Annotated in this window: 11 protein-coding genes; 6 read left to right on the plus strand and 5 right to left on the minus strand. The window is 71.4% G+C overall.

Annotation, left to right across the window (positions count from 1 at the left end):
• Nucleotides 1-126: 126 nt before the first annotated feature.
• Both WBG06_RS08685 and WBG06_RS08690 read left to right on the plus strand, forming a co-directional pair.
• Nucleotides 127-1,077, plus strand: a complete 951-nt coding sequence (locus tag WBG06_RS08685) for a metallophosphoesterase (RefSeq protein WP_336736188.1) — start codon at nt 127-129, stop codon at nt 1,075-1,077.
• 103 nt (nt 1,078-1,180) lie between these two features.
• A complete protein-coding gene (locus tag WBG06_RS08690) occupies nt 1,181-2,437 on the plus strand; it encodes a serine hydrolase domain-containing protein (RefSeq protein WP_336736189.1) in 1,257 nt (418 codons plus the stop codon).
• An 11-nt stretch (nt 2,438-2,448) separates the two neighbouring features.
• On the opposite strand, the gene WBG06_RS08695 is transcribed toward WBG06_RS08690, so the two are convergent.
• Nucleotides 2,449-3,084, minus strand: coding sequence for a response regulator transcription factor (locus WBG06_RS08695; protein ID WP_336736190.1), 636 nt, complete (start codon nt 3,082-3,084; stop codon nt 2,449-2,451).
• Nucleotides 3,077-4,306: a sensor histidine kinase gene (locus WBG06_RS08700; RefSeq protein WP_336736191.1), complete on the minus strand. Its 1,230-nt coding sequence runs from the start codon at nt 4,304-4,306 to the stop codon at nt 3,077-3,079. The genes WBG06_RS08695 and WBG06_RS08700 overlap by 8 nt, the downstream gene beginning before the upstream one ends.
• A 174-nt stretch (nt 4,307-4,480) precedes the next feature.
• Here WBG06_RS08700 and WBG06_RS08705 point away from each other — a divergent pair, with 174 nt between their 5' ends.
• Entirely contained in the window at nt 4,481-5,476 is a 996-nt protein-coding gene (locus WBG06_RS08705; RefSeq protein WP_336736192.1) for an SMP-30/gluconolactonase/LRE family protein, read from the plus strand.
• Nucleotides 5,473-6,768, plus strand: coding sequence for an ankyrin repeat domain-containing protein (locus tag WBG06_RS08710; protein ID WP_336736193.1), 1,296 nt, complete (start codon nt 5,473-5,475; stop codon nt 6,766-6,768). Before WBG06_RS08705 ends, WBG06_RS08710 begins: the two co-directional genes overlap by 4 nt.
• A 72-nt stretch (nt 6,769-6,840) precedes the next feature.
• Here the strand turns inward: WBG06_RS08710 and WBG06_RS08715 are convergent, their stop codons facing one another.
• The gene (locus WBG06_RS08715) at nt 6,841-7,635 is read right to left on the minus strand and encodes a MerR family transcriptional regulator (RefSeq protein ID WP_336736194.1); all 795 of its coding nucleotides are present in this window, start codon (nt 7,633-7,635) and stop codon (nt 6,841-6,843) included.
• Nucleotides 7,636-7,713: 78 nt separating this feature from the next.
• Here WBG06_RS08715 and WBG06_RS08720 point away from each other — a divergent pair, with 78 nt between their 5' ends.
• Both WBG06_RS08720 and WBG06_RS08725 read left to right on the plus strand, forming a co-directional pair.
• Nucleotides 7,714-8,076, plus strand: coding sequence for a nuclear transport factor 2 family protein (locus WBG06_RS08720; protein WP_336736195.1), 363 nt, complete (start codon nt 7,714-7,716; stop codon nt 8,074-8,076).
• A 35-nt stretch (nt 8,077-8,111) separates the two neighbouring features.
• The gene (locus WBG06_RS08725; RefSeq protein ID WP_336736196.1) at nt 8,112-8,900 is read left to right on the plus strand and encodes an SDR family oxidoreductase; all 789 of its coding nucleotides are present in this window, start codon (nt 8,112-8,114) and stop codon (nt 8,898-8,900) included.
• A gap of 22 nt (nt 8,901-8,922) precedes the next feature.
• Here the strand turns inward: WBG06_RS08725 and WBG06_RS08730 are convergent, their stop codons facing one another.
• Entirely contained in the window at nt 8,923-10,170 is a 1,248-nt protein-coding gene (locus WBG06_RS08730; protein ID WP_336736197.1) for a cyclopropane-fatty-acyl-phospholipid synthase family protein, read from the minus strand.
• On the minus strand, nt 10,167-12,170 hold the full coding sequence (locus tag WBG06_RS08735) for an FAD-dependent oxidoreductase (protein ID WP_336736198.1): 2,004 nt from the start codon (nt 12,168-12,170) through the stop codon (nt 10,167-10,169). Before WBG06_RS08735 ends, WBG06_RS08730 begins: the two co-directional genes overlap by 4 nt.
• Nucleotides 12,171-12,228 lie beyond the last annotated feature (58 nt).

Consider the following 12,228-nt stretch of genomic DNA (forward strand, 5'->3'; position numbering starts at 1 on the left):
GGGGCGGGGGGGGGGGGGGGGGGGGGGGGGGTGGGCGGGGCGCCCCGCCCCATTCCCCGGGCTTTTACGGGGCTGGCCGCCCCCGCACTACCCCGGCTCGGCCGCGCTCGGAGCTAACCTGACGAGGTGCAGTTCGGACAGTATCCGGCCCCGCGCCACACCATCGCCCACCTCTCCGACCCTCACCTGTACGCAGGCGACCGGCGGATCTTCGGCAAGGTCGATCCGGCACCCGGGTTCGAGCGCGCGCTGGACCGGCTGCGCGGGATGACGATCCCACCGCAGGCGATCGTCTTCACCGGTGACCTCGCCGACCTCGGTGAACACGAGGCCTACGTACGGCTCCGGAAGCAGGTCGAGCCGGTGGCCGCGGACCTCGGCGCCGAGATCATCTGGGTGATGGGCAACCACGACGAGCGCGAGGTCTACTCCGAGGTGCTCTTCGGGTCGCCGTCGGGCGAACCGCAGGACCGGGTCTACGACATCGCCGGGCTGCGGATCATCGCCGTGGACACCACCGTGCCCGGCTGGCACCACGGCGACATCACCGAGGCCCAGCTGGAGTGGCTCGCCGAGGTGCTGGCGACGCCCGCGCCGCACGGCACCCTGCTCGCCATGCATCACCCGCCGCTCCCGCTCCCCCTCAACGAGGCCAGCGTGATCATCGAGCTCGACGGCCAGGACCGGCTCGCTCCCGTGCTGGCCGGGACCGACGTACGCGCCATCCTCGCAGGTCACCTGCACTATTCGACCAGCGCGACCTTCGCCGGCATCCCGGTCTCGGTCGCCTCCGCGAGCTGCTACACCGCCGCTCCGGCGACCCTCGACCGCTACTCCGCCTCCGTCGACGGACATCAGGCGATCTCGCTGGTCCACCTCTACGACGACGGGGCCGGCGGTGTCCCCGGCGCCCCGGTCGTGCACACCACCGTCCCGATCGGCGAGGCTCCCGAGGTCGCCGGCTTCCCGTCCTCGGTCCTCGAGAAGCTCGCCCCGATGACGCCTGCCGAACGTCGCGACCTGTTCTCCCGCAAGGGCAAGGCCGCGCGTGCTCTGCGGCGGCAGCTTCGAGGCTGAGAGGTCATCCCGAAGTAGCCCCGATCTCCGACTCGAGGCTGATGTGGCCGCACGCCCCGTCGGGTGAGGCTGATCGCGACAGTCAACGACGACAGGAGCAGCCATGTCTCGGACCATCGTCCGCACGGGCACCGCAGCGATCGCCGCGGTGCTCCTTCCACTGACCGCCGTCCCCGCGTACGCCGATCCCGACCCCGCCGCACCACCCACGGCGGTCGCCCCGGACCCGACCGCGCTGACCCGCGAGGCGACCGCGATCGCCGAGCGGGCCGCCGCCAAGCAGCAGCGATCCCGGTCCCGCTCGGCCACGCCGGTCGCCGCTGAGCTCGACCGTGCCGTCGACGCACTCGTCGCCGACGGTGCCCTGGGTGTCACCGCACGGGTCGAGACGCCCGACCTGGAATGGTCGGGGGCGGGCGGCGTACGCGAGGCGGGATCGCCCCGGAAGGTCAAGGACGGCGACCGCTTCCACATCGCCAGCAACACCAAGACGCTGATCGCGACCCTGGTCATGCAGGAGGTCGAACGCGGCACCTGGGCGCTCGACACCCCGGCTGACGACATCCTGCCCGGGATCTTCCCGGACGGCGTGACGATCGAGCACCTGCTCAGCCACCGCTCGGGAGCCCCGCGCGGCCCGGAGGAGCTGCTGCTGACCCGCATCGACGACCCCAGCTCGTGGGAGCAGTTCATCGACGCCGTCGGGCAGCACTACTCCGAGGCCGAGCACCTCGCCGCGATGCGTTCCGCCGGCTGGCTCTTCGAGCCGGGCACAGGGTTCTCCTACTCCAACTACGGCTACGTCGCGCTCGGCGTCATGCTCGAGAAGGAGACCGGCCAGGACCTCGACGACCTGCTCCGCCGGCGCATCTTCAAGCCCGCCGGGGCCCACCGCTCCGACTATCCCGAGACCTCGCACAACCGCGGGCCGTTCCTCGAGGGCGCGATCATGACCGACACGACCGGATGGCAGGCCCTGACCGACCTGGACCCGAGCGTCTTCCACGCCTCCGGAGCCGGGACCAGCACCACCCGCGATCTGGCCTCGCTCAACGAGGCGCTGCTGACCGGTGGCCTGGTCTCACCGGCCTCGGTCGACGCCATGCTGCCGCCGCTCGCGGGCAGCGCCGACCCGGCGTACGGCCTGGGTATCTATCGCGTCGCCGATCCCTGCACCGCCGGTGAGTACCTCTACGGCCACGACGGCGCCCACTTCGGCACCCAGTCGATCAACTGGAGCTCTCGCGACGGAAGCCGGCAGATCACCCTCGCCTGGACCGGCCGGGACTACACGGGCGCCGCCGAGCCGCCGTACGACCTCGCGCTCCTTCTCGAGCCGATGCTGCTGGCGACCTGCTGACGCCGGCAAGTTCAGGGTCGCAGGATGCGGCGCTCGATGGCCGTAGCGACGGCGCCGGCACGGGTATCGACACCGAGCTTGGTGTAGATGTGGGAGAGGTGGGACTTGACCGTGGCCTCGCTGACCAAGAGCTCGCGGGCCATCTCCTTGTTGCCCAGACCCTTGGCGAGCAGGCGCAGGATCTCGACCTCGCGCGGGCTCACCTTCGGCGCCGGGGACGCGGCCCGCTGCAGGAGGCGGGTGGCGACCGAGGGGGCCAGCACGGTCTCGCCGCGCGCGGTGCCGCGGATCGCGCGGAACAGCTCGTCGGGCGGAGCGTCCTTGAGCAGGTAGCCGGCCGCACCCGCGTCGACGGCCTCCAGGACATCGGCCTCGGTGTCGTACGTCGTCAGCACGAGCACCTGCGGCGGCTCCGGCAGGTCACGGAGCAGCCGGGTGGTCTCGGCGCCGCCCGGCCCTTCACCGAGGCTGAGGTCCATCAGCACCACGTCCGGCGTGGTCTCGCCGACCACGGCGACGGCCTGGGCGGAGTCGGCCGCCTCGCCGACGACGTCCAGGTCGTCCTGGGCGTCCACCAGGGCGCGTACGCCTGCCCGGACGACCGGGTGGTCGTCGACCAGCACCACCCGGATTCGTTGCTCAACCACGACGTTCCTCCGCTCCCAGCTGTCCGGCCGCGAACGAGGCCGCGACGACCGTGCCCTCGCCCGGGGCGCTCTCGATGACCAAGTCTCCCCCGAGCAGACGGGCGCGGGCCCGCATTCCGGTCAGGCCGTGTCCACGCAGGCTCTCCGGGTCGTCGTCGAGCGCGGTCGTGTCGAACCCGGCGCCGTCATCGCGCACGTCCAGGGCGACCCCGCCCTCGTGGAAGGTGAGTGAGACGACCGCCGTGCTCGCGCCGGCGTGCTCGGCGACGTTGGCGAGGGCCCCTCTCAGGGTGCGGACGACGGCCGTCGCGACGCGGCCGCCGACCTCGTGCGGGTCGCCGTGCACGTGGACCGGGACGGCCAGGCCGGTGGTGGCGGCGACGTCGTCGGCGACCTGGCGTACGGCGGTGACCAGGGCCGATCCGCCGGTCAGCTCCGTGGGGGCGAGATCGCGGACGACCCGCCGGGCCTCGTCGAGCGAGGATCGGGCCATCGTGGCCGCCTGGTCGACGTGAGCGCGGGCATCGGCCGGGCGGGTGTCCCACTCCTGGTCGGCGGCCTGGAGCAGCAGGTTGATGCTGGTCAGACCCTGGGCGACGCTGTCGTGGATCTCCCGGCTAAGCCGTGCTCGTTCGGCCACGACGCCGGCTCTGCGCTCGGCGTCGGCGACCTCGTCCTGGGCCGCCTCGAGCTCGGCGAGGAGGGCACGCCTCGTCGCCGCATCGCGCTCCAGCGCGCGGTAGGCGGTCACCGCGAGCACCGCGACGCAGACCGGCCCGAGCAGCACGGTCGGATCGGCCAGACCGGTCATCTTGCTCCAGGCGAAGGCGACGACGGCCACCAGGAAAACTGTCACTGCCACCGCCCAGCGGAACGGAAGCACGCGCAGCGCCAGGAAGACCAGCGGCACGGCGGCCCACGAGAACGACGGTGCGATCAGCGCCAGCACGGTCCAGCAGGCGATCACCGCGGCCAGCCAGACGACCGCGGCGGTGCCGGTGAGGCGGCGGCCGGCTGCGTACGCGACCAGGAGGATGACGGCGCCCGGCAGGACGACCTCGGCCTGGTCGCCGAGGCCGTGGCCCTGCAGATAGCGCACGACCGAGGCGACGACGAGCACCACCAGCGAGATGTGAAGCCAGCGGTCGAGCATCGACTGGCCGGCCAGGATCCCACCGGCTCGAGAACTGGGCCCGGCGGCGGGCGCGGCATCGGTCGACATGGTCGTTCCAGGCTAGGCCGGTCGCGGCATCCTGGCATCATCCGATCGGCTATCCGGGGTGTCGCCGGACGGCTATCCAGACGTCGCCGGTCACCCGATGTCCGGGCCCCGACCTGAGAGCGATGGTTGATGCATCAGCTCGACAACCGGACTGAACATCTGAGGAGAACCACCATGCGTACGTCCCGAATCGCCGCCCTCGCCGGGCTCGCCGGCATCGCCGCCTCGGCCACCCTGTCCTTCACCGCGCTCGGCACCGGCACCGCGGCCACCGCCGCGGACGGCAACGGCCGGCCGGCCTCGTACCTGCTCGAGGGTGAGTCGTTCGCCCAGGGCGGCTCGAAGTTCGAGGGCATCGGCGTGGACAAGGAGCGCGGCGCGTTCTACGTCAGCGAGGTCACCGGCGGCGAGATCCAGCGCGGCACCGCTGACAACGCCCAGGCCGAGGAGTGGCTGGCCGGCGACGGCACCGACGGCCGCTACACCGCTCGCGGCATCACCGTCGACGACGAGGGCCGCATCTACATCGCCGGCGGCCCGAACGGCACCGGCAACGACCGTCCCGACCTGTGGGTCTACAGCCCCGAGGGCGACCTGCTGACCGCTCTCCGCGTCCCCGACAACGACGCGTTCCTGAACGATGTCGCGATCGGACCGGACGGGGCTGCGTACTTCACCAACTCCAACGACCCCACGATCATCCGCGTCGCCGAGGGTGCCTCCGGCTGGGAAGCGACCGAGTGGGCCGACGGCAGCTCGCTGATCACCCGCCAGGAGGGCTTCAACCTCGGCGGCATCGTGACGAGCACGGACCGCTCCGCCTTCGTTGTCGCCCAGGGCAACACCGGGCAGCTGTGGCGCTTCTCGATCGCGACCGGCGAGGTCAGCGAGATCGACACCGACGGGGCGAACCTGCGCAACGCCGACGGCCTCATCCGTCAGGGCCGCGACCTCGCCGTGATCCGCAACTTCGACAAGCAGATCGTGCACCTCGAGCTGAACCCGTCGGCGACCTCCGCCGAGCTCGTCTCGTCGCGCGCGACCGACCCCGACCGGGTCTTCACCACCGGCAAGCTGCTCGGCGGCCGGCTCCTGCTCGTCGACAGCCACTTCGACGAGCAGACCGCGCAGGGGCCGTACGAGATCGTGACCGCACGGATGCCGCGATGACCCTGTCCACCTCGGCACGGCCGCGCTCGCGGTGGCCCCTGGCCGCCGCGGCGATGGCCGTGCTTGTGGCAGGCTGCGGCGCAGCGCCGTCGGAGACGGCGCAACCGTCTCCGTCGGCCTCCCCGTCGAACCCTGCGTCGAGCTCGGCGTCCGCCGCGTCCGAGGCGGCGAAGAGCACCCCCGACCCCGAGGAGCAACAGCGGATGAACGAGCAGCTGATCAAGGCCGCCTGGGACAACGACGTCGCCCGCGCCCGACAGCTCATCAAGGACGGCGCGGACGTCAACTACCAGGACGACACCCAGCAGAGCGCCTACCTCATCGCCGCGAGCGAGGGGTACGTCGACCTGCTCGACCTGACCCTCCGCAACGGCGCGGAGGTCAACGCCAAGGACTCCTACGACGGCACCGCGCTGATCCGTGCCGCCGAGCGCGGCCATGCCGACATCGTCGGCCGACTGGTGCAGGCCGGGATCGACCTGGACCACGTCAACAACCTGGGCTGGACCGCGCTGCACGAGGCGGTCGTGCTGGGCGACGACGGCCCGGACGCGGCCGACACCGTACGGGTCCTCGTCGCGGCCGGCGTGGACATCTCGATCAAGGCCGGACGGGACGGCAAGACCGCCCTCCAGCACGCCGAGGAGCGCGGCTTCGACGCGATCGTGTCGACGCTGCGGGCGGCCTCGGAGCGGGTCTCCGACAGCGACGCCCAGCTGCTGCGGGCCGCGTCAGCGGGCTCCGCGGACTCGGCTGCGGTCGCTCTCCGCAGCGGCGCCGACCTGGAGGCGCGCGACGACAACCGGCGTACGCCACTGCTGCTCGCGGTCACCGACGACCGCCTCGAGGTGGCCCGCCTGCTCGTCTTCCTGGGCGCCGACCCGGACGCCCTCGACGGCCAGCACGACACCCCCTGGCTGGTCACCGGGGTCACCGGGAGCGTCCCGATGGCCGAGCTGCTGCTCAGCGTCGACCCGGACCTGACCGTACGCAACCGCTACGGCGGCGTCTCGATCATCCCCGCCAGCGAGCGTGGACATGCGGACTACGTCGAGCGGGTGGCCAAGACGTCCATCGACATCAACCACGTCAACGACCTCGGCTGGACCGCCCTCCTCGAGGCCGTGATCCTGGGCAAGGGCTCCGACCGCTGGCAGCGCATCGTCCGCAGCCTGCTCGCCCACGGCGCCGACCCGAGCATCGCCGACCGCGACGGCGTGACGCCGCTCGAGCACGCCCGCAACCGTGGGTTCACCGAGATCGCGCAGATCCTTGAGCAGCACGGCGGCTGATCTGCGGCTGCCCCACAGCTCGAGGCCCTGACCAGTCCCCCGCTGGTCGGGGCCTCGTTCGTCCCGTTCGTCTCAGGTGAGGCGGAAGACCGGCCAGCCGATCTCGGTGCGCCACGCAGCGGGATCGCTGGTGTCGCGAGGGCCGACGCGGTAGACCTCGCGGACCGGCCCCGCCACCGACATGGCGTTCTCCACCACCCAGGTCCCGAGCTCGCCGTAGGTGACCTCGATGCCGTCGTGCTCGCCGACGTGGGTGGTGACGGCCAGCTCCACCGCCGGCAGGGTCGCGGGGTGCACGCGGCCGCTGCGAGGTGGTGCAGCGGTCGGCAGGTAGACGAGCGCGTGACCGCGCTCCTGCTCGAAGAGGGCGTTGTCGTAGCTGCCGCCGGGCGGTCCGGTCACGGCGCTGCCGACGGCCGACTCCAGCTCGGCCATCGCGCCTGCGTACCAGGTCTCGATGTCACGATGCCCGACGACGGCCTCCACCGCGGCGACCGTCCGAGCGGGCTCCGCACGCAGCTCGACGTCGATCGGCGTCGGGTCGGGTTGGAGCAGGCGACGCAGCGACACGACCGCGGCCCGGGTGCGGTCGAGCACGTCCTCGAGGCGTTGCAGGTGGTCCGCGACCAAGGCCGCGCGGACACCCGGGTCCGGTGTCCGCAGGATCCGTTGGACATCGCTCAGGGGGACGTCGAGCTCGCGGAGCCGGTGGATGACCTGCGCGGTCGGGATCTGGTCGACGCCGTAGTAGCGGTAACCGGTGGCCTCGTCCACCACGGCGGGTTCCAGCAGGGTCGCCTCGTGGTACCGGCGCAGGGTCCGCACGCTCAGGTGGGTCAGCCGCGAGAACTCCCCGATGGTCAGCACGCGCTCATTGTGGACTCTCCCCCTGGGGGAGAGTCCACCGCTTGACCCTCCCACGCCGAGAGGCCGCACGGTGGACGCATGACACAGCACACCGAGATCCCGTCCGACCTGCTCCCGACCACCGTGCGTGACTTCCTCACCGCGCACATCGCCTACGACGCCGACACCGCCTCCTCGTTCCTCACCGAGGACGCGGTGATCGTCGACCAGGACCAGACCTTCCGCGGACGAGAGGTGGTCCACGCGTTCCTGCGGGACGCCGGGTCCGAGTTCGAGTACACGACCGAGCAGATCGGCGCCCACCGCGTCGACGACGCCCACTGGGTGGTCACCCTGCGGCTCGAGGGCACCTTCCCGGGCGGCCTCGCCGAGCTCGACTACCGGTTCACGCTGCGCGACGCCCTCATCACCGATCTCGTCATCGCCAACCATCCGGCCTGACCACACCACACCACTTCGATCTTCACAGGAGAACAATGTCTATCTCAGATCGCGACCGTCTCGACGGTCGCCGGGCACTGGTCACGGGCGGCTCGAAAGGCTCGGGCAGGGCCGTCGTCGCGAGGCTGCGAGAGCTGGGCGCCGACGTGTACGTGACAGCGCGCACCATGCCCGACGGCTACGAGCACCCTGACCGGTTCATCGAAGCGGACATCCTGACGGCAGAAGGCACCGACGCCGTGGCCGCTCGCATCGCGGAGGACGTCGGCACGCTCGACATCCTGGTGCACGTCGTCGGCGGGTCATCGACGCCGCCCGGAGGATTCGCGGTCATCACCGACGACCAGTGGAACACCGAGCTGAACCTCAACCTGCTGGGGGCGGTACGGCTGGACAGAGCCCTCCTCCCGGCGATGGTTCAGGCCGGGTCGGGCGTGGTGCTGCACTTCACCTCGATCCAGCGAGAACTGCCCCTGCACGACGCGACCTTGCCGTACGCAGCCGCGAAGGCCGCGCTGCGCACGTACAGCAAAGGGCTCGCCAACGAGCTCGCCCCGCGCGGCGTACGGGTCAACGCGATCAGCCCCGGCGGCATCGAGACCGAGGCCTACGAGCAGTTCGTGGACCGGATCGCCGAGGGCAACGGGCTCACCCGTGAAGCCGCCAAGCAGACCATCTTCGACTCCCTGGGAGGCGTACCCCTGGGACGGTTCGCGCACATCGAGGAGATCGCCGACCTGGTCGGGTTCCTCGTCTCGGACCGCGCCTCGGCGATCGTCGGTGCCGAGTACGTGATCGACGGCGGCACCGTCCCGACCGTCTGAGTACTCGCGAACACCCCAAGGATCAGCTGCCGGTCGAGGCCTCGTCCCGGGTGAAGGTGAGCTGCTGGACGTCGATGTAACCCGCCGCGAACCCGGCCCGGGAGTACTCCAGATAGAAGTGCCACATCCGCAGGAACGTCTCGTCGAACCCGAGCGCCCGGACCTCGTCCGCGCGGTCGCGTACGGCGAGGTCCCAGCGCCGCAGGGTCTCGGCGTAGTGGGCGCCGAACGAGAGCCGGCTCCGCACCCGGAGCCGGGTGTGCGCCTCGGTGACACCGGTGATCGCCTCGGTCGAGGGGAGCAAGCCGCCGGGGAAGATGTACTTGGTGATCCAGGTCTCGGTGTTCCTGGTCGCGAGCATCCGGTCGGGGGGCATCGTGATCGCCTGGATCACCGCGGTGCCACCCGGGGCCAGGACCTCGTCGATCTTCGCGAAGTAGACCGGCCAGAACCGCTCACCCACCGCCTCGATCATCTCGACCGAGACCACCGCGTCGTACGTCCCCTCCACGGCTCGGTAGTCGCGCAGCTCGACGTCGACTCGATGGCCCAGACCGGCCGCGCCGATCCGGCGCCGGGCCAGCGCGGCCTGCTCGGCGGAGAGGGTCACCGAGGTGACCTGGGCGCCCCGGGCGGCGGCCCGCAGGGCGAGCTCACCCCAGCCGGTCCCGATCTCCAGCAGACGCGTGCCCGCTCCGACGCCCGCCTCGTCGAGGATCCGATCGATCTTGCGGTGCTGGGCGAGCGCCAGGTCTTCCGTCGAGGGCAGGGAAGAGAAGAGGCCAGCCGAGTAGCTCATCGTCGGGTCCAGGAAGAGCGCGAAGAACTCGTTCGACAGGTCGTAGTGGTGCCCGATGTGCTCGCGCGCGTTCTCCGGCGTGTTCAGGTCCTTCGCACCGCGGCGCCGCTCGTAGACCCCGCGCAGCCGCTGCGCCCACCCCGGGAGGAGACCGTCGAGGTCCCGGCACAGCACGGTCAGGGTCTCCCCCAGCTCCGGGGCATCCCAGGCACCGGTCAGGTACGCCTCACCGAAGCCGATCAGCCCGTGCCGGCTGAGCCTGGCGTAGAACTCTTCGGGCCGGTGCAGCACGATGTCAGCGGGGCTGCCGTCCTCGCTCACGCTGATGCCGAGACGTCTCGTGGCGGCCCGGAACACAGCCGCCGCGGCAGCTGCGGTGCCTCGGGTCACCGGGCCGCTGGGTGCTTCCTGCAGCATCGGCCAACGCCCACCGACAAGGGTCTGGGCGGCGGGGGCTTCGATGGTCTTCATCGGACTCCTTCCTGATGGTGCAACGGCCGTCTGTGGACCGGCAGGCGTCGTAGCCACAGCGCCACGCCGTGGATGCGGATCCAGACCGCGCCGAGAATCGCGGCGGGAGCCGATCGGAGCGTGTCCCCGAACCGCCCTTCGACCCGAGAGCCGCGGACGGAGGCGTCGAAGACGGTCCCGTCCTCGGTGGTGAGCCGGACGGCGACCCGGAGTCGCCCGTCGGGTGGCGGCACGGTCAGCTCGTAGTGGCCGTCCACGCCGTGGAACGGCGAGACGTACATCGCCTTCGCGACCTGCGCCCGATGCCGTTCGTCGGGGTGGACGAGGTAGGCGTGGCGGTCGCCGTAGGTGTTGTGCACCTCCACGACGGTGGCCAGCGGCTCCCCGGAGGCGGCCGTGCACCAGTAGACGCTGATCGGGTTGAAGCTGAACCCGAGGGCCCTCGGCTGAGCCGCCATCAGCACCCGCGCGTCGCCCAGGTCGATGTCGTGGAGCCTCAGGAACGCGGCGAGGTTCTCCCGGATCGAGAGCTCGGGATCGCCGAGATGGTCACGTGCCTCGAAGCTGCCGAGGGGCCCGTGATCGGGCAGCCGGTCCAGATCGACCACCTGCCAGTGCGAGCGGTGCACGAACCGGTTCCGCAGTGGTCCCCGCCGGGTGTGGCTGATCGTGGTGCGATACACCCCGGTCGCGTCGTCGGGCCGCTCCACCGGGACCGTCCAGGACAGTCCCAGCCGCTCAGCCGCACGGACACCGGAGCGGGCGCCGTCCTCATGGAACCCCCAGCCACGCCAGGCGCCGGCGAAGACCAGCGCGTCGGAGTCCAGCTCGTCGGCCCGCTGTTGTGCGGCGACCGATTCCGGGGTGTAGAGCGGATGCTCGTACTCCATGGTGGCGATGACCTGCTCCGGGTCGATCAGGTCGGCCCCACCGAGCGTGACCAGGTGACGTACGCCGCCCGGAGCCGGCAGCCGCATCAACCGGGTCAGGTCGTAGGTGACCGTGACCTGACCACGGCCCGGGCGCTCCAGGTAGTTCCACGAGGAGCGGACGTGCTCGCTGTCCGGCAGCAGGCTGGTGTCGGTGTGCAGCTGAGCCTGGTTGGCGGAGTACGGGAACCCACCCAGGATCTCCCGCTGGGCCGCCGTCGGCTCGCCGAGCATCGCCAGCGACTGTCCCGGATGGGTCGCGAGCACGGCCGCGTCGAAGAGCTCGGTGCGCCCGTTGCCGTCGGTGATCTCGACACCCGCGCCGGTCTCGACGACGTTCACCACCTTCGTCGAGGTCAGCACCCGGCCGCCACGATCGCGGATCGCGGCGGCGACCCTCTCGACGTACGTCGCCGATCCGCCGGTGACCGTGCGCCAGCGCGGCGAGCCGAAGATCTGCAGCATGCCGTGGTGACCGAGGAACTCGAAGAGGTAGCGCGCCGGGTAGCTCAACGCCGTGGCCGGGTCGCAGGACCACACCGCGGCGACCAGCGGGGCCATGAAGTGGCGGCGGAAGTGCGCGGTGAACCCGTGCTCGCTCAAGAATGCCTCGAGAGTGCGATCGTCGGGCTCGTCGCTTGCGAGCAGCGCCCGCGCCGCCCGGTGGAACCGCGGGATCTCGGTGAGCATCCGCAGGTGCGCCGGGCGGAGCGCACGGCGGTCGGGCAGCACCCCGCGCAGCCCGCGCGCGCCCGCGTACTCCACTCCGGCGCTCTGCGAACGCACCGACATCGACATCTCGGAGACCTGCGTCGGCACGTCGAGCTCGGCGAAGAGCCGGAGCAGGGTCGGATACGTACGCCGGTTGTGCACGATGAACCCGGTGTCGATCGCCAGCTCGCTCCCGTCGGGCGCGGTGACGCGGTGGGTGTCGGCGTGGCCGCCCAGCCGGTCGTCGGCCTCGAAGAGCGTGACGGTGCTGTGGCCGGCGGCGACGTAGGCCGCGGTCAGTCCGGCGACGCCGCTGCCCACCACCGCAACCCGACGCGGTTCCTGGTCGGGACTGCTCATCCGGCTCCTCGATGTCGAAGTGGGCGATCAGCGCGGAGGCGCTGTCACCCGGTCTTCG

Origin of the sequence: Nocardioides sp. CCNWLW239 (genome assembly GCF_037137035.1) — a bacterium.
GTDB lineage: Bacteria > Actinomycetota > Actinomycetes > Propionibacteriales > Nocardioidaceae > Nocardioides.

Excerpts from the sequence above, each read along its gene's own strand:
- WBG06_RS08710 (WP_336736193.1), top strand. The coding sequence starts at position 5,473 with ATGACCCTGTCCACCTCGGCACGGCCGCGCTCGCGGTGGCCCCTGGCC.
- WBG06_RS08700 (WP_336736191.1), bottom strand. The coding sequence starts at position 4,306 with ATGTCGACCGATGCCGCGCCCGCCGCCGGGCCCAGTTCTCGAGCCGGT.
- WBG06_RS08720 (WP_336736195.1), top strand. The coding sequence starts at position 7,714 with ATGACACAGCACACCGAGATCCCGTCCGACCTGCTCCCGACCACCGTG.
- WBG06_RS08690 (WP_336736189.1), top strand. The coding sequence starts at position 1,181 with ATGTCTCGGACCATCGTCCGCACGGGCACCGCAGCGATCGCCGCGGTG.
- WBG06_RS08730 (WP_336736197.1), bottom strand. The coding sequence starts at position 10,170 with ATGAAGACCATCGAAGCCCCCGCCGCCCAGACCCTTGTCGGTGGGCGT.
- WBG06_RS08735 (WP_336736198.1), bottom strand. The coding sequence starts at position 12,170 with ATGAGCAGTCCCGACCAGGAACCGCGTCGGGTTGCGGTGGTGGGCAGC.
- WBG06_RS08705 (WP_336736192.1), top strand. The coding sequence starts at position 4,481 with ATGCGTACGTCCCGAATCGCCGCCCTCGCCGGGCTCGCCGGCATCGCC.
- WBG06_RS08725 (WP_336736196.1), top strand. The coding sequence starts at position 8,112 with ATGTCTATCTCAGATCGCGACCGTCTCGACGGTCGCCGGGCACTGGTC.